This is a genomic window from Thiohalobacter thiocyanaticus (genome assembly GCF_003932505.1).
In the GTDB taxonomy this organism is placed as follows: Bacteria; Pseudomonadota; Gammaproteobacteria; order Thiohalobacterales; family Thiohalobacteraceae; genus Thiohalobacter; species Thiohalobacter thiocyanaticus.
On the sequence record NZ_QZMU01000001.1, the window covers coordinates 399,152 to 416,411 of the forward strand.

Genomic DNA, 17,260 nt, shown 5'->3' on the forward strand with positions numbered 1-17,260 from the left:
ATGGCCGCGGGCAGAAAGATCCTCTACTCCATCATCGAGTCGCCGGCCCACCCCGACTTCTCGGCCCTCTACCGCCGACTGGGCTTCGAGCAGATCAGACTCAACTCCCAGCGCAAGGCGATCAACGAACTGAAAGGCAATCCGCCCGACTATGTCGTGGCGGAATTCTTCTATGGCTACGGCAATAACTATGCGGGCGTGAATGTCTGCAACCTGGATGTATTCCTGTACAGCCTGCAGAAATATGCCCCGGAAGCGAAGATGATCGTGCTGGTGGAAAAGCCGGAGGAACAGTACGTACCGCGACTGGCGGAACTGTTCCGGTTGCATGCGGTGCTGACTCTGCCGGTAAGCGAGACAGACATGAAAGACGTTCTCGACAATGACGCATAGCCCGGTTGCGAAACTTTCCGGCGTTGCCGGACGCTCCACATCCCTGCTGACGCGGCCGGGTCATTGTCATCGAGCACGAATTACACAGCGGTCAGGAAAATTGGCTGCAACACCGAGGACGCTGTCATTCCCGCCTGCGTGGGGATGACGCAGCGTTACCCCAGCCATATTCCTGAGTAAACGTCCGGAGCCTGAAGCCGGACAATCGGCACAAAAAAAGGCCCTGGCCGGAGCCAGGGCCTGATCGTAGCCTGCGGCTTGAATCAGTTGTCGGTGGACTGTTCCATGTTGTCACCGGCTTCCTCGAGGGTATCACCCATTTCGTCGGTGGCGCCTTCGATCTCATCACCGGCCCGTTCCATGGATTCATCAATGTTTTCGCCGGCTTCTTCAGCCGGGCCCTGATCCTCGGCGCAGCCGGCCAGGGTCAGGCCGAGGGCGATCAGCAGGGCGCTAAGGATGTTTCTGCTCTTCATTGGCGACTCTCCTTGTTGAGTTATGCGATTGAGGGTGAAGCGCAGCCGAGTGTCGATGCTGTGGCACGGAAAAGCAAGCGTGGAATTCACAAAAACGCCAGAGCCCGGCGGATGCCAGGCTCTGGCGGGTGGCAGGGAAAGGAGCCTGGTCAGCCGACGTCTTTCATCAGGGCCTCGGCCTCGGATTTCTGGGCCTCGTTGCCTTCGTCGATGACTTCCTCCAGGATGCTGCGCGCCCCTTCCGGGTCCCCCATCTCGATGTAGGCGCGGGCCAGGTCGAGCTTGGTGGAGACCTCGTCACCGGCCTGCAGTTCGCCTTCGCCGACGTCGACTTCCTCTTCCGCCTCTCCGGTCGGCGCGGCGGCCTCCTCGCTCTCGCTCAGGTCGAATTCGAGCAGATTCTCGTCATCGGCCAGGTCGGGAGCGGCTTTTTCCCCGGGCGCCCCGGCTTCACCGGCCCCGGTTTCCTCAGGGCTGAAGCTCTCCAGCTCGCCCAGATCGAAATCCAGGGAGTTGTCTTCCCCGAGTGTCGGTGCGGTTTCGGTCCCGGCCCCGGGCTCGTCCCGGGAACCGGCTTCCGGCATTCCGGTATCGCCGAGGTCGGCGCCTTCCAGATCGGCCAGTCCGGCCTCGGGTTCGGGTTCGGGTTCGGGTTCGGGTGCCGCAGCCGGAGCGGGGTCTGCGGCAGCCCCATCCTGGTACAGGCGGTTGCCGGGGCTGAGTTCACGGCCCATCTCCACTACCCGCTGCCAGGCGGGGGCATCCTGGTTCTCAAGCTGCGCCAGCAGCGCCTCGGCCTCGGCATCGAAGGCAGTCTGGTTCCTGGCGGCGAAGAAGACCTCCAGCAGCTTGAGCCGGTAGTCATTGTTGCCGGGCTCGCTCTCGATCGCGCCACGGATGAGTTCCTCAGCCTGCTGATAGCGACCGTAGGCGAGATAGACATCGGCCTCGGCAATGGGATCGGCCTCGGCCTCGCTCTGGATGGTACCCATGTCACTGACAGAGAAATCCGTGAACAGCGAGGAGTCGGACTGCGTGCCGCCGGCGCTCGCCGGGGCCGAAGACTCCTCCGCTGCACCAGCAGCTGCCGCAGCACCGCCGGCGGCCACGGCCGCGGCCGGCGCGGCAGCCGTGCCGGCGGCATTTCCGCCCCTGGGCTCGGCCAGGATGCTTTCCTTGAACTCGGTCGAGGCCATGCGGCGCTTGCGCACGCCCAGCCAGGCCAGGATCAGCAGCAGCAATGCAACGGCGCCGGCACCGGCCTGCCACAGCGGATTGGTCAGGAAACGGCTGAGCAGGCCTTCATCGGCAGTGGCCGGCGCGGGCTGGCGGATCTCTTCCTGCATGCCGGGCGGCGTGGGTTCAGCCCGGGCCATCGGCTCGGTTTCAGCCGGCGCGGGTTCGGCGGCCTCTTCCTCCGGTTCAACCGGCGGTTCAACCGGCGGTTCGCCCGGGGCCGTTTCCCCGGCCATGTCCGCGGCATCCGCCGGGGCCGACGTGTCCTCTGCCAGGGCACCCTGCATCCGGGCCAGTTCGTCATCGCTCAACTGAACCAGGCGGTGGAGCTGGGCGATCTGCTCCTCAAGATCGGCCAGGCGGTCGTTCAGGTCCTGGTTCTGCTGGCGCTGGGCCTCCAGTTCCTCGACGGCAAGAACCAGTTCCTGGCGCACCTGCTCGATCTCACCGCCTTCGCTGCTCTGACCGCCTTCGCCGCTGGCGGCGGCAGTGGTGGCATCAGCCGCCTCGGGGGTGACCAGCTTGAGCTGGGCATCGGCAGCGGATGCTTCGCCCGCGGTTTCCGTCCGGGTCGGGGACGATTCGCCACCCGGTTCGGGCGCGCTCTCCCGCTCGACCTGGCCGGTGGCCGGGGCGGCAGCGGTCTGCTCGCTGCGGCCCTCGCGCCACAGGCGATGATGCCGGCTGACTTCGGCCCGGGCCTCGGTCTGGCTGATGGCAGTGAATTCCTCGCGCGAGGGCACGCGCAGCACATGGCCGGCCTTGAGGTTGTTCACGTTACCGTGCTGGAAGGCCTCGGGATTGGCGCGCACCAGACCGAGCATGGTCTGCTGCATGCTCACACCGGTATCGGGCCGGACCTTCTCGGCGATGTTCCACAGGGTGTCGTTGCGCTGTACCGGCCCGTATTCGAAACCGGTGAAGCGTGCCTGCTGACGCGCGCTGGCGGTGGGCCGGGAAGGCGCGGGCGCGGCGGCCTGACGGCCTGAGGTGGTGGGTGCGGCAGGCGCCGGCGCCGGGGCCTCGGCGGGCATCAGCGCAGGCGGATCGATCAGCATGGTGTACTCGCGCACCATCTGGCCGCTGGCCCAGCGGGCCTGCACCAGGAAATCGAGATAGGGCTCGCGCACCGGGTCCTGGCTGGTGACCTGGATCACGGCGGAGCCGTCGGGTTTGGTGACAACGGCGAACTTGAGCCGGGTATGAAGATAGATGCGTTCGACCCCGGCCTGTTGATAGGCCTGGGGCGAGGCCAGCTGCACCCTGAGCTGGTCAACCTCCTCGGGGCTGGCCGACAACAGGGATATCTCGGCGTCCAGGGCGGATGCAGGGCGGAATTGAGCTTGATTTCGCCCAGTCCCAGGGCGTAGGCATGACTGGCAAAGGCTCCCAGCATGGCCGTGACTAAGGCCGTTTTCCTAACCATTTCGCTTCCTCTTCATATGCCCGAGGACCCTTCCTGACCTGGATCCCGTCGTTTTGGATTTTGTGGAGAAGTATCCTGCAACTTAGCGTTCTTTATCGGAATTTCTTGAATGCCGTCCCCACTATAGCCTAGAGGTAATCTTTAACCAACAGCTCGGCGATCTGGATGCTGTTCAGGGCGGCACCCTTGCGCACATTATCGGCGACCACCCACAAATCTAAACCGCGCGGATGCGAGATGTCCTCGCGGATACGGCCCACATAAACCGGGTCGTGATTGGCACCCTCGGTGACCGCAGTCGGGTAGCCGCCGTCGGTATGCTCGTCCAGCACCACAATGCCCGGCGCGGCGGCCAGCAGCTCGCGGGCCTGCGCTGCAGTGAGCTTGTCGCGGGTCTCGATGTGTACCGCCTCTGAGTGGCCGTAGAAGACCGGCACCCGCACCGCGGTCGGGTTCACCTGGATGCTTTCGTCGCCCATGATCTTGCGGGTCTCCCAGACCATCTTCATCTCTTCCTTGGTGTAGCCGTTGTCCATGAAGGCGTCGATGTGCGGCAGGCAGTTGAAGGCGATCTGCTTGGGATAGACCTTCGCCTCGATGTCCTTGCCATTGAGCAGATGCGCGGTCTGGGTGGCCAGTTCCTCGATCGCCTCCTTACCGGTGCCGGAGACGGCCTGATAGGTGGCGACATTGATTCGCTCGATTCCGGCGGCGTCGTGCAGGGGCTTGAGCGCGACCAGCATCTGTATGGTGGAGCAGTTGGGATTGGCGATGATGCCGCGATTGGTGTAGCCGGCCACGGCCTCGGGGTTCACCTCGGGCACGACCAGCGGGATGTCGTCGTCGTAGCGGAACTGGGAGGTGTTGTCGACCACCACGCAGCCGGCGGCCGCCGCCTTGGGCGCATACTCCTTCGAAACCGAGGCGCCGGGTGAGAACAGGCCGATCCGGACCTTCGAGAAATCGAACTCAGCCAGATCCTGCACGGTCAGCTGTTTATCACCGAACCGGACCCGGGTACCGGCGCTGCGGCTGCTGGCCAGGGCGTATACCTCGCCGACCGGGAACTTGCGCTCGGCCAGAATCTCCAGCATCACCTCGCCCACGGCGCCGGTGGCGCCGACGACGGCGACATCGAATGTCTTGCTCATGTTCTGACTCCTAAAAAAATCTGATAGCCACGGAATACACGGAAAGCACGGACAATTGCTTGCCGGCGCACGCGCTGCGCGCGGCGCCGGGGGACAAAAAACATTTTTCCGTGCTTTCCGTGTTTTCCGTGTTTTCCGTGGCCATTATGAAATGTTCCGTGTATTCCGTGGCTATTGTTTGTATTCAATTCAACGCCGCGACCACGGCGTCGCCCATCTCGGCGGTACCCACCCGGCGCTTGCCGTCCTGCATGATGTCCGCGGTACGCAGCCCCTGATCCAGCACCCGGCCGACGGCGGCCTCGATGGTATCGGCCAGATCGCTCCGGTCCAGACTGAAGCGCAGCATCATGGCCACGGACAGGATGGTCGCCAACGGATTGGCGATATTCTGACCGGCGATGTCCGGCGCCGAGCCGTGGATCGGCTCGTACATGCCCTGACCCTGCTCATTCAGGGAGGCCGAGGGCAGCATGCCGATGGAACCGGTCAGCATGGCCGCCTCGTCGGAGAGGATGTCGCCGAACATGTTGGTGGTGACAATGACGTCGAACTGCTTGGGCGCGCGCACCAGCTGCATGGCCGCATTGTCGACGTACATGTGGGAGAGTTCAATATCGGGCCGGCTCGCGGCCTCGGCGGTCACCACCTCACGCCACAGTTCTGTGCACTCGAGCACATTGGCCTTATCCACTGAACAGACCCGGCCGGCGCGTTTGGCGGCGATGTCGAAGGCGACGCGGGCGATGCGTCGGATCTCGGACTCGGCGTAGACCAGGGTATTGAAGCCCTCACGCTCGCCATTGTCGAGCTCGCGCACCCCGCGCGGCTGGCCGAAATAGATGCCCCCGGTCAGCTCGCGCACGATCATGATGTCCAGCCCGGCGACCACCTCGGGCTTGAGGCTGGAGGCCTCGGCCAGCTGCGGGTAGAGGATGGCCGGACGCAGGTTGGCGAACAGCCCCAGCCCCGAGCGCAGCCCCAGCAGGCCCTTCTCCGGACGCAGGGCGATCTCCAGCGGCTCCCATTTGGGCCCGCCGACCGCGCCCAGCAGGATGGCATCGGCCGCCCTGGCCTTCTCCAGGGTCGCGTCCGGTAATGGCGTGCCGGCGGCGTCATAGGCCGAGCCGCCGACCAGCCCCTGTTCGATCTCGAGTTCCAGACCGCCCGCGGCTTTGAGATGGTCGATGACCTTCATCGCCTCGGCGACGATTTCCGGGCCGATGCCGTCGCCCGGAAGTACCAGCAGTTTCTTCATTGTCTGACCTTTTGCAACTGAGTCTGATGTTACTTTAGCCCGTCATCCCCGCGAAGGCGGGGATCCAGAAACCGTCGTGGTCAATGGATTCCCGCCTTCGCGGGAATGACGAAAAGGGAAAAGCGAAGGTTCCGTAATCTATTTATTCCCGGGCGCGAAGCGCCATGGCGATGATAAAGAATATGTCCGTGCTTTCCGTGTTTTCCGTGGCGCTCTTTATGATTGAAACAACCAGGGAGCCTCCTGCCTGCGCCGCTCCTCATAGGCGCGGATCTCGTCGGCGTGCTGCAGGGTCAGGCCGATGTCGTCCAGGCCTTCCAGCAGGCAGTGCTTGCGGAAAGGGTCGATCTCAAAGCCGAATTCAACCCCGTTCGGTGTGATGACCTTCTGCCCTGCCAGATCCACGGTCAGTTCGTAGCCCGGCTGCGCCTCGGTTTCATTGAACAGCTGGTCCACCGTCTCCGCGGGCAGCACGATGGGCAGGATGCCGTTCTTGAAACAGTTGTTGAAGAAGATGTCGGCGAAGCTGGGCGCGATCACCACGCGAAAGCCATGGTCCAGCAGAGCCCAGACGGCATGCTCGCGCGAGGAGCCGCAGCCGAAGTTCTCCCGCGCCAGCAGAATACGCGCACCCTGGTAGCGGTCCTGATTGAGCACGAAGTCCGGATTCAACGGCCGCTTGCTGTTGTCCCTGCCCGGCTCGCCGTGATCCAGGTAGCGCCACTCGTCGAACAGATTCGGCCCGAAGCCGGTGCGCTTGATCGACTTCAGAAACTGCTTGGGAATGATCGCGTCCGTGTCCACGTTGGACCGGTCCAGTGGTGCGGCGATCGCGGTCAGTGTCTCGAATTTTTCCATGAATTCTAACCTCGTTATAAGAGCGCCACGGAATACACGGAAAGCACGGACTGTTGCCTGCCGGCGCACGCGCTACGCGCGGCGCCGGAGAACAAAACATTTTCTGTGTTTTCCGTGTATTCCGTGGCGCTCTTGATCATGCTCGGATATCCACGAAGTGGCCGTGCACCGCCGCGGCCGCGGCCATGGCCGGGCTGACCAGGTGGGTGCGTCCGCCCTGGCCCTGGCGTCCCTCGAAGTTGCGGTTCGAGGTCGAGGCGCAGCGCTCGCCCGGCTCCAGCCGGTCGGCGTTCATGGCCAGACACATGGAGCAGCCCGGCTCGCGCCATTCGAATCCGGCCTCGAGGAACACCTTGTCCAGACCCTCGGCCTCGGCCTGCTGCTTGACCAGGCCGGAGCCCGGCACCACCAGCGCCTGCTTGATGTTGGACGCGACCTTGCCACCGCGGATGGCGGCAGCGGCTTCGCGCAGATCCTCGATACCGGTTGGTGCAGGAACCGATGAACACCCGGTCCAGTTTGATCGCCTGGATCGGCGTGCCGGGCTTGAGATCCATGTAGGCCAGGGCCTTTTCCATGCCGCCGCGCTTGACCGCGCTCTCGGCCGCGGCCGGATCGGGCACCACGGCGTCGATGCCGACCACCATCTCGGGCGAGGTGCCCCAGGTGACCTGCGGCACCAGTTCGGCGGCATCGAGCACCACGGTCTGATCGAACACGGCGTCATCATCCGAAACCAGGTCGCGCCAGGACGCCACGGCCCGTTCCCACATCTCACCCTTCGGCGCAAAGGTGCGCCCGTGCATGTATTCAATCGTGGCGTCATCGACCGAGACCAGCCCGGCGCGGGCGCCGGCCTCGATGGCCATGTTGCACACGGTCATGCGGCCCTCGACCGACAGGCTGTGCACGGCCTCGCCGCCGAATTCGATGGTATGGCCGGTGCCGCCGGCGGTGCCGATGCGGCCGATGATGGCCAGCACCAGGTCCTTGGCGGTCACGCCCGGTGGCAGTTGACCGTCGGCACGGATGAGCAGGTTCTTCGCCTTTTTCTGGATCAGGCACTGGGTGGCGAGCACATGCTCGACCTCGGAGGTACCGATGCCGAAGGCCAGCGCGCCGAAGGCGCCGTGGGTGGAGGTGTGCGAATCACCGCAGACCACGGTCATGCCCGGCAGGGTCGCGCCCTGCTCCGGGCCGATCACGTGCACGATCCCCTGGCGGGGGTCGTTCATGGTGAATTCCTCGATGCCGTACTCGCGGCAGTTGCTGTCCAGGGTCTCGACCTGGATGCGCGAGACCGGATCGCTGATGCCGCCGCGGCGATTGGTGGTGGGCACATTGTGGTCCGGCACCGCCAGCACCGAGTCGGTACGCCAGGGCCGGCGGCCGGCCAGACGCAGGCCTTCGAAGGCCTGCGGCGAGGTCACCTCGTGGATCAGGTGACGGTCGATGTATAAAAGTGTGGTCCCGTCGGCGTCCTCGCGCACTCGATGCGCGTCCCAGAGCTTGTCGTAGACTGTCTTGCCGGTCATCACTTGCCTCCTCTGATGCGGGAGAGTCTAGGGCCGGAGATTTAATAACACAAATTCATATTTTTCATGTAGACTATTCTTATTTGGAATAATCATATGGCCCTGGACATCGCCGGTCTGCGCGCCTTCCTGGCCGTGGCCGAACAGGAATCCTTCTCCGCAGCGGCAGCCGAGCTGCACCTCAGCCAGCCCGCGGTCAGCAAGCGCGTCGCCGCCCTGGAGGCGACGATGAAGGTACGCCTGTTCGACCGCATCGGCCACCGGGTCCTGCTGACCGAGGCCGGGGCGGCCCTGCTGCCGCGTGCCCGGCGTATCCTGCTCGACATCGAGGACAGTCAGCGGGCCATCGCCAACCTCTCCGGCCGGGTCGAGGGCCGGCTCTATCTCGGTACCAGCCATCACATCGGACTGCACCGCCTGCCGCCGGTGCTGCGTGAATTCGTAGCCGGTTATCCCGAAGTGCGGCTGGAGCTGCGGTTTCTCGACTCGGAAGCGGTGTGCGCGGCCGTGGTGGCCGGCGAACTGGAACTGGGCGTGGTGACCCTGCCGGTCGACCCGCCGCCGGCGCTGATGACGGAACCGGTCTGGGATGATCCCCTCTCCGTGGTTGTGGGTCGCGACCATCCCCTGGCCGGCCAGGGCCGGGTGGACATGACCCGGCTGGCCGGCACCCCGGCCATCCTGCCGGGGCCGGAGACCTTCACCCGCCAGATCATCGAGTCCGAATTCGCCCGCCGAGGCCTCAGGATCGAGGCGGAACTGTCGACTAATTACCTGGAGACCATCAAGATGCTGGTCGCGGTCGGTCTGGGCTGGAGCCTGCTGCCCGACAGCATGCTGGATGAGCAACTCAGCGCCCTGACGGTCCCGGGCCTGGCGCCGCACCGGCGGCTGGGCATCGTACATCACCGGGAGCGCACCCTCTCCAATGCCGCCCGGGCCATGCTGGAGACGGTCGCCCGGCACCGCGACTCCTGATGCCGGATGCGCTACGCTAAGGGATACTCGGATGTGTACTTTTGTGTTTGGCAGCCCGGACGAGGTTCACAGGCATGCGTTTTCTGCTCTTGGTTTTCGGCCTGACAGTGCTGGCAAACCAGCCCGCGCTGGCAGCACCCACCTACCACTTCGCCATCGTCAACCCCGCCTCCCCCTCCCGCCTGCATGAGGTCTGGGAACCCCTGCGTCAGCACCTGGGGCATGAACTCGACGCCGAGATCGAGCTGGTCTTTCCCAAGGGCATCGATAAGGTCGAGGAACTGCTGGGCCAGGGTGACATAGATTTCGTCTATCTCAACTCCTACCTGTTCTACCTGCTCAAGGGAAAGGGCAAGCTCACAGCGGTGGCCCAGATGCGCAACATCGAGGGCGAGACCACCAGCCAGGGCCGTTTCATCGTCCGTGCCGACAGCGGCATCGACAGTGTGGACGACCTGCGCGGACGCAAACTGGCGCTGATAAGCCCGCTCGGGGCGGGCGCCTACCTGGCCCCGCGCGCCTATCTGAACGATGTCGGGATGGACATGCACAGGGATCTGGACCTGGTCTTCACCGGCGATCTGAAAAAATCCATCTATGCGGTTCTGCTGGGCGATGCCGCCGCCGCGACCATGTGCGGCGTGAATTACAAGATCCTCGAGCACAAGCTCAACTTCAGGGAACTGCTCATCATCGACAGCACCCGTCCCTTTCCCGAACCCCTGGTCGCAGGCGCCAGCCGGCTCGGACCGGAGCACATCGAACGCTGGCGCCGCGCGCTGGTGGCACTGTCCGCGAGTCAGGCCGGTCGCACCGCGCTGCAGCCGCTGGCGGACATCAAGATCCGGGATTTCATCGCCTATGACCCGGACATCGAATCGCTGACCCGCAACCTCATGCAGTATTCGCCCGCACCGTGACCGGTAAGTACCGCTACAACCTGTTTCTCAGGCTGATCATCCCCATTGCCCTGCTGCTGGTGCTGATCGCGGCCGGGTTGGCCGCGGCCGTGATCACCGAATCCAACCGTGCCATCGAATCCTTCAAGGCCCTGCAGGCCGCATCCCATGCCAGCACGCTAGCTCACGGCAGCATGGACGCCATCCTGACCCGGGATTACACCCTGCTCGAGAACTGGGTGCATGCCGCCATTCCCAGCGACGATTATGCCTATGCCTACCTCGCCAATCAGGACGGTCTGATCCTGGCGCACACCAATTTCAGCTTTGTCGGCAGGCAGATCGAACTGGCGCGGCCCGAAGCGATGCTGCAGCGCCAGACCCGCTATGAGCAGCGCCCCGTAACCGAAATCATCCAGCCCATCGAACTCGGCGCGGGCTATCTGGGCACGGCGCATGTCGCCTACTACCAGGGTGACACCCTGGCGCTGCTGCCGAGCGTGGCCAGCAACCTGCTGGTACTGCTGTTCGTGTCCCTGCTGCTGTTCGGCATCGCACTGTATGCCATCGCCCGACGCACCACCGGACCGATTCATGCCCTGACCCGGACCATCGCCTCCAGCTCGCTCAGCAACCTCAAACCAATCCCCTCCAGCATCGCCTCGCAGAAGAACGAAATCGGCCAGCTGGCCCTGGCCTTCCGGGACATGCAGACCGATCTCAGGGACAGCTACGACCGCCTGCGCGATGCCCTCGGTGAGGTCGACCGCCAGAAGACCCACCTCGAGACCATGCTGCACTCCATCGGCGATGCGGTAATCACCACCGACAACGGCGGCCATGTGCAGTACCTCAATCCGGCCGGCGAGACCCTGCTCGGCTGGAACCAGGATGAGGCCAGGGGACGGCATATCGGCGAGATCTATCACGGCGAACATGACAGCGGCCAGCTGTGGGAACTGCTGGAGGCACAGTGTCTCGAGGGCGGGACCGCCATGCCGCGCAGCGAACAGCCCATCCTCAACCGCCAGGGCGAACGCATCTTCATCGAACAGTCCGCCGCGCCGATCCGGGACACCTCCGGCCGAATCAACGGCCTGATCATCGTCGCCCACGACGTGACCCGTGAGCAGATTCTGCAGCAGGAACTGCTCTACAAGGCCAGTCATGACGATCTGACCGGGCTGCGCAACCGGATCGAGTTCAATCGCCAGCTGCAGGAGTTCATCAACAACGCCCGGCTCGAGCACAAGGAGCACGCGCTGCTGTTCCTGGACCTGGACCAGTTCAAGCTGGTCAACGATACCTGTGGTCATGCCGCCGGCGACGAACTGCTGCGCCGGGTGGGTCACATCCTCTCCGGCGAGATCCGCCGCCACGACATCCTGGCCCGCCTCGGCGGAGACGAATTCACCATCATCCTGGCCGACTGCACCCTGGACGAGGCCGCCCCCATCGCCGAGAAGATCCGCCAGGCGGTGGAGGTATTCATGTTCATCTGGGACAACCAGCGCTTCAACATCACCACCAGTATCGGCCTGGCGCCGATCACGGCGGACAATCTGAACCAGCAGAAGCTGCTGAGCCTGGCCGACGCGGCCTGTTATGCGGCCAAGCACAACGGCCGCAACCAGGTCTACCGCTACGATGAGAATGACAGCCTGCTGAACCACCACTACGGCGAGGTCAACTGGATCAGTCGCATCAACCAGGCCATCGCCGATGACCGGCTGGTGCTGTACTTCCAGACCATCGAGCCATTGCGCGTGCAGGACGATGATTTTCACCTGGAAATCCTGGTCCGCCTGCGGGACGAAAGCGGCCGGCTGATCCCGCCCTCGGCCTTCATCCCCGCCGCTGAACGCTACAACCTGATGCCTACGGTGGATCGCTGGGTGATCACGCACACCTGCAACTGGTTCAGGCACCATCCTGAGGCACTCGCCGGAATCGGCGTGGTCTCCGTCAATATCTCCGGCGAAACGCTGAATGATCGCAGCTTTGCCGGCTTCGTGCTCAAACTGTTCGAGGAATGCCGGTTGCCGGCGCACAAGTTCAGCTTCGAAATCACAGAAACCACCGCCATCGGCAATCTCATCGTCGCCCAGGAATTCATGTCACGAATGCAGGCGATCGGCTGCCGCTTCGCCCTGGACGACTTCGGCACCGGCATGTCCTCCTTCGGGTATCTCAAGACCCTGCCGGTGGACTTCCTCAAGATCGACGGGATCTTCATCCAGAACATCGCCAATGATCCCATCGATTACGCCATGGTCCGCTCCATCAACGACATCGGCCACCTCCTGGGTCAGCAGACCATCGCCGAGTTCGTGGAAAACAGCGAGATACTCGCACGGCTGCAGGAAATCGGGATCGATTACGGTCAGGGCTATCATTTCTCCCGCCCCGCTCCGCTGGAGGAACTCGAGCAGCAGCTGAAACCGCGGCAGACCGCGGTCAAGGGGTCCTAGGGCCTGGCCATGATTGACGCATGTCAGCGACAACCGTGCTGCCGTGTGCCACACTCCGGGCAAGCCACGCAGCGGACAAGGAGGACAGACATGAGCACGAACATCCAGGACATCCTGGCCGATGAGGCCGAATCCCTGCTCTCGTACCGTTGCAGCGGCATTCCGCGTGAGCGCCTGCATGTACCCGGGCCGGATTTCGTTGACCGCATCGTCAGTCAGAGCGACCGCAACCCGCGGGTGATGCGCAACCTGCAAAGCCTGTTCAGCCACGGCCGCCTGGGCGGGACAGGCTACATGTCACTGCTGCCGGTGGATCAGGGCGTGGAGCATTCTGCCGGCGCCTCCTTCGCACCGAATCCGGATTTCTTCGATCCGCAGCACATCATCGAACTGGCCATCGAGGGCGGTTGCAACGGGGTGGCCTCCACCCTGGGTGTGCTGGGCTCGGTGGCACGCAGATACGCCCACAGGATTCCCTTCATCGTCAAACTGAATCACAACGAACTGCTCAGCTATCCGAATCAATACGACCAGACCCTGTTCGCCCAGGTCGATCAGGCCTTCGACCTGGGGGCGGTCGCGGTCGGCGCGACCGTCTACTTCGGCTCGGAGGAATCGCGGCGCCAGATCATGGAGGTCAGCGAGGCCTTCGCCCGCGCCCATGAACTGGGACTGGTGTGCGTGCTCTGGGCCTACCTGCGCAACAGTGCCTTCAAGCATGAAGGCACCGATTACCACACGGCCGCGGATCTGACCGGACAGGCCAATCACCTGGCTGCGACCATCGAGGCCGATATCATCAAGCAGAAGCAGGCGCTGGGCAACGGCGGCTACACCGCGCTGGATTTCGGCAAGACCCACCCGAAGGTCTACGACGAACTGACCAGCGAGCATCCCATCGACCTGGTCCGCTACCAGGTGGCCAACTGCTACATGGGCCGGGTGGGCATGATCAACTCCGGCGGACCCTCCGGCAAGGACGACCTGCACCAGGCCGTGCGCACCGCCGTGATCAACAAGCGCGCCGGCGGCATGGGCCTGATCTCCGGCCGCAAGGCCTTCCAGAAGCCGGTAGCCGAGGGCGTGAAGCTGCTCAACGCCATTCAGGATGTCTATCTGTCGGATGAGGTCACGATTGCATAAGATAGCTGGCTGATGTGGTCTTATAGCCACGGATTAACACGGAAGTAAAAAAGCCTTGAACCGCAAAGGCGCCAAAGGAGCGCAAAGTATCAAGGCGACCCGGTTTGTGTATCCTGAGCCGAAGGTTGGGCTGAGCACAGCGAAGCCCAACCTCCAGGATGCTGAAACAATATTCCTTCGCGCGCCTTATTCGCCTTTGCGGTTTTGATGTCTTTCATCCGTGGCCATAACAACCACGCAGATCAGGTAACGTCCGCCTCCCGCCAGGTCGTGCGCAGTACCGCGTAGCTGATCAGCACCGCCAGCAGACTCACACCGGCGGCGGCGATGTAGGTGGCCTGGGCGCTGACGCCGTCCCACAGGTAGCCCGCGGCCAGGCTGCCCACCGCGCCGCCGGCGCCGAAGCTCAGACTGCTGTACAGCGCCTGCCCCCGCCCCTGACTGCGGCCGGTGAAATACTGGTGCACCAGGTGAATGGCCACGGCGTGATACAGGCCGAAACTGGCGGCATGCAGGGTCTGGGCGAACAGGATGATGCCGAGCCGGTCGGGGAAGAAGGCGATCAGCAACCACCGCAGGGTAGTCAGCTGCAGTCCGATGAACAGCAGCCGCCAGGCACCGATGCGCGGCAGCCAGCGGTGGATCACCAGGAACACCCCGATCTCGGCGATCACGCCCAGGGCCCAGAGCTGGCCGATCAGGCCACGGCTGTAGCCATGATCCTCCATGTACAGGGTGAAAAAGGTGTAATAGGGCCCATGGCTGGCCTGCATCAGGAAGCAGATCGCCAGCAGGGCCAGCACGTCACCGCGCCTGAGGATCTGGCGCAGGCGGGGGGTCTGGTCTGTCTGCGCGGATCCCTCGGCCTCGCGCGTGGCCAGACTCGACAGCCAGATCGCCACGAACAGGCCCATGACCACCAGCGGCATGACCTCGGTGCCCTGGCTGTCGAGCAGCCTGCCCAACAGGGCGACGCTGATGATGAATCCGACCGAACCCCACAGCCTGATCCTGCTGTAGCGGTGCGAGGCCGCCCCCAGATGCGACAGGGTCACGGCCTCGAACTGCGGCAGGGAAGCGTTCCAGAAGAAGCTGAAGGCACTCATGACCAGCGCCAGCCAGACATAGGACGAGCCCAGGAACACGCCGGCGAAACACAGGATGGACAGCAGCGAGGCCATACGAATGATGCCCACCCGCTGGCCGGTGTGGTCGGCGATCCAGCCCCAGATATTGGGCGCGATCAGCTTGGTGGCCATGAGGATGGCCATCAACTCGCCGATCTCGGTGGCGCTGAAACCGAGCGACTTGAGATACAGCCCCCAGTAGGGCACCAGCGCCCCCAGCGAGGCGAAGTAGAACAGATAGAAGGAAGACAGCTGCCAGTAGTGTCCGGTCCGTGGGCTCACTGGGGGAAAGGCTCTCGGGATTGGGGCATGGGCCGGCATTATACCCAAATCGATCGGCGCCCGCGGCCGCGGGCCCGGGCTTCAGGCGTCGGCCTCGTTCCAGATGGCCCGGGATCTGGTCGGCCAGCGTCATGGGATCGAAGGGTTTGGGAATCAGGCTGAGCACACCCAGGCTGCGGAACTGTTCCAGCTCGCGGGACTGCACCCGCGCGGTCATGAACACCACCGGGATGTCGCGGGTGGCGGGCTGTTCGCGCAACCGGCGCAGGGTCTCGGGCCCGTCCATTTCCGGCAGCATCACGTCGAGCAGGATCAGATCCGGCTGCCAGGCCGCGGCCCGCTCCAGCGCCTCGCCGCCGCTGTTGCAGAGCTCGACCTCAAAGCCGCCCAGCTGCTCCAGGGACAGTCGCACGACCGCCTGGATATCCGGCTCGTCCTCCACGTACAGGATGCGCTGCAGGCTGCCCGGATCCATTGCGAGTCGGCCAGGGACCTTCAGTCGCTGCCGGCCGGAATGCGGGGCGTGGCGGATACCACATCCTGGTTCTGGCCCCGGGTGGCGCAGTGCATGGTCCATGAGCACAATGGCCAGCATGGCCTCAGCGATGGGGGTGGCACGGATGCCGACACAGGGATCGTGGCGGCCGGTGGTGACCACCTCGATGGGCTCGCCGTGCACATTCACCGAGCGGCCCGGCAGCCGCAGGCTGGAGGTCGGCTTGAGCGCGATACTGGCCACGACGTCCTGGCCGGATGATATCCCGCCCAGCACGCCGCCGGCATTGTTGCCGAGAAAGCCCTCGGGTGTGATCTCGTCGCGGTGCTCGGTGCCCTTCTGAGCCACGCTGGCAAAACCCGCCCCGATCTCCACGCCCTTGACGGCATTGATGCTCATGAGCGCATGCGCGATGTCGGCATCCAGCCGGTCGAACACCGGCTCGCCCAGCCCGGGCGGGACATTGGAGGCCACCACCGTCACCTTCGCGCCGACCGAGTCGCCCGATTTGCGCAGGGCGTCCATGTAGGCCTCCAGCTCAGGCACCATGGCGGCATCGGGCCAGAAGAAGGGATTGTCATCCACCGCTGCCCAGTCGAAGGCGGCCGGGACATTCTCTCCCAGCTGGCTCAGGTAGCCGCGGATCTCGATACCGTAGCGGCTGCGCAGGTAGCGCTTGGCGATGCCGCCGGCGGCCACGCGCATCGCGGTCTCGCGGGCCGAGGAGCGGCCGCCGCCGCGGTAGTCGCGGATGCCGTATTTCTGCTGGTAGGTGTAGTCGGCATGGCCCGGGCGGAAGCGGTCCATGATGTTGCTGTAGTCCTTGGAACGCTGATCGGTGTTCTCGATCAGCAGGCCGATGGGCGTGCCCGTGGTCCGGCCCTCGAACACCCCGGAGAGGATGCGCACCGCATCGGCCTCGCGGCGCTGGGTGGTGTGGCGCGAGGTGCCCGGCTTGCGCCGGTCCAGGTCACGCTGCAGGTCGGTCTCGGACAGCTCCAGCCCCGGTGGGCAGCCGTCCACGATCGCACCCAGCGCGGGGCCGTGGCTCTCGCCGAAGGTGGTGACGGTGAAGAGTTTGCCAATGGTATTTCCGGACATGGGGCTATTGTAGCGGCAAGTGCCGGCGACGTCTCGGGTTTTGAGTGATAAGTGAGGAGTGAGGGGGGGTTAGGAGTAAAATCCTGCTCCGGCGTTCCTCGCCCTCACTCGCCCCCTAAAGCCTCCCGCAACCGGGTCGATAGCCCCTATGCAACAAAAACAAGATGACCCACCGATTTCAGGGAGGCACACAGTGACCTACAAGCATGCACACTACGGTGAGCGGATCGGCAGCTACATGGGTGAGCCCATCTTTGCATCGATCGATGCGCCGGAAGGGCATTTCGTATTCGATCGCCTGGCCCGCTATGTCGATGACGGCTATCCGCTGGACCAGCTGGGGCGGGGCGAGGTGATGTCGCCGGCGGGGGTGGTGTACCGGCTGGCGGACTGAAAATGCAGGCCGGGCCGAAGGATGGGTGAAGCGCAG

Annotated in this window: 12 protein-coding genes and 3 pseudogenes; 6 read left to right on the top strand and 9 right to left on the bottom strand. The window is 64.2% G+C overall.

Going from position 1 to position 17,260, the window contains the following annotated elements; translation table 11 throughout:
* Entirely contained in the window at window positions 1-393 is a 393-nt protein-coding gene (locus D6C00_RS01935) for a hypothetical protein (protein WP_125180060.1), read from the top strand.
* 263 nt (window positions 394-656) lie between these two features.
* Here the strand turns inward: D6C00_RS01935 and D6C00_RS01940 are convergent, their stop codons facing one another.
* The 6 genes and pseudogenes from D6C00_RS01940 to leuC all read right to left on the bottom strand — a co-directional run bounded on the left by D6C00_RS01940 (window position 657) and on the right by leuC (window position 8,333).
* Window positions 657-869, bottom strand: a complete 213-nt coding sequence (locus D6C00_RS01940) for a hypothetical protein (protein ID WP_125180061.1) — start codon at window positions 867-869, stop codon at window positions 657-659.
* Window positions 870-1,018: 149 nt separating this feature from the next.
* A complete protein-coding gene (locus D6C00_RS01945) occupies window positions 1,019-3,424 on the bottom strand; it encodes a FimV/HubP family polar landmark protein (protein ID WP_449649475.1) in 2,406 nt (801 codons plus the stop codon).
* Window positions 3,425-3,659: 235 nt separating this feature from the next.
* Window positions 3,660-4,682, bottom strand: a complete 1,023-nt coding sequence (locus D6C00_RS01950) for an aspartate-semialdehyde dehydrogenase (RefSeq protein WP_125180063.1) — start codon at window positions 4,680-4,682, stop codon at window positions 3,660-3,662.
* 184 nt (window positions 4,683-4,866) lie between these two features.
* Complete coding sequence (leuB, locus tag D6C00_RS01955) at window positions 4,867-5,940, bottom strand: 3-isopropylmalate dehydrogenase (RefSeq protein ID WP_125180064.1); 1,074 nt, start codon at window positions 5,938-5,940, stop codon at window positions 4,867-4,869.
* Between the two features lie 216 nt (window positions 5,941-6,156).
* Window positions 6,157-6,798, bottom strand: a complete 642-nt coding sequence (gene leuD, locus D6C00_RS01960; RefSeq protein ID WP_125180065.1) for a 3-isopropylmalate dehydratase small subunit — start codon at window positions 6,796-6,798, stop codon at window positions 6,157-6,159.
* 136 nt (window positions 6,799-6,934) lie between these two features.
* Window positions 6,935-8,333, bottom strand: a pseudogene (gene leuC, locus D6C00_RS01965) (3-isopropylmalate dehydratase large subunit).
* Between the two features lie 102 nt (window positions 8,334-8,435).
* On the opposite strand from leuC, the gene D6C00_RS01970 reads away from it, so the two are divergent.
* From D6C00_RS01970 to D6C00_RS01985, 4 genes are all read left to right on the top strand, one after another.
* Window positions 8,436-9,311 carry a LysR family transcriptional regulator gene (locus D6C00_RS01970; RefSeq protein ID WP_125182320.1) on the top strand — a complete coding sequence of 292 codons (876 nt, stop codon included), beginning with the start codon at window positions 8,436-8,438 and terminating at the stop codon, window positions 9,309-9,311.
* A 74-nt stretch (window positions 9,312-9,385) separates the two neighbouring features.
* Complete coding sequence (locus D6C00_RS01975) at window positions 9,386-10,231, top strand: phosphate/phosphite/phosphonate ABC transporter substrate-binding protein (RefSeq protein ID WP_125180066.1); 846 nt, start codon at window positions 9,386-9,388, stop codon at window positions 10,229-10,231.
* Entirely contained in the window at window positions 10,228-12,681 is a 2,454-nt protein-coding gene (locus D6C00_RS01980) for an EAL domain-containing protein (protein WP_125180067.1), read from the top strand. The genes D6C00_RS01975 and D6C00_RS01980 overlap by 4 nt, the downstream gene beginning before the upstream one ends.
* 90 nt (window positions 12,682-12,771) lie before the next feature.
* Window positions 12,772-13,824 (top strand): class I fructose-bisphosphate aldolase, encoded by a 1,053-nt coding sequence (locus D6C00_RS01985; RefSeq protein WP_125180068.1) that lies wholly within the window; start codon window positions 12,772-12,774, stop codon window positions 13,822-13,824.
* A 242-nt stretch (window positions 13,825-14,066) separates the two neighbouring features.
* Here the strand turns inward: D6C00_RS01985 and D6C00_RS01990 are convergent, their stop codons facing one another.
* The 3 genes and pseudogenes from D6C00_RS01990 to aroC all read right to left on the bottom strand — a co-directional run bounded on the left by D6C00_RS01990 (window position 14,067) and on the right by aroC (window position 16,830).
* Window positions 14,067-15,272: an MFS transporter gene (locus tag D6C00_RS01990; protein ID WP_125180069.1), complete on the bottom strand. Its 1,206-nt coding sequence runs from the start codon at window positions 15,270-15,272 to the stop codon at window positions 14,067-14,069.
* Window positions 15,273-15,360: 88 nt separating this feature from the next.
* A pseudogene (locus D6C00_RS15690) lies at window positions 15,361-15,708 on the bottom strand (response regulator); the annotation flags it as partial.
* 20 nt (window positions 15,709-15,728) lie between these two features.
* Window positions 15,729-16,830, bottom strand: a pseudogene (gene aroC, locus D6C00_RS15570) (chorismate synthase).
* Between the two features lie 193 nt (window positions 16,831-17,023).
* Here aroC and D6C00_RS02000 point away from each other — a divergent pair.
* Entirely contained in the window at window positions 17,024-17,224 is a 201-nt protein-coding gene (locus D6C00_RS02000) for a hypothetical protein (RefSeq protein WP_125180071.1), read from the top strand.
* Window positions 17,225-17,260 lie beyond the last annotated feature (36 nt).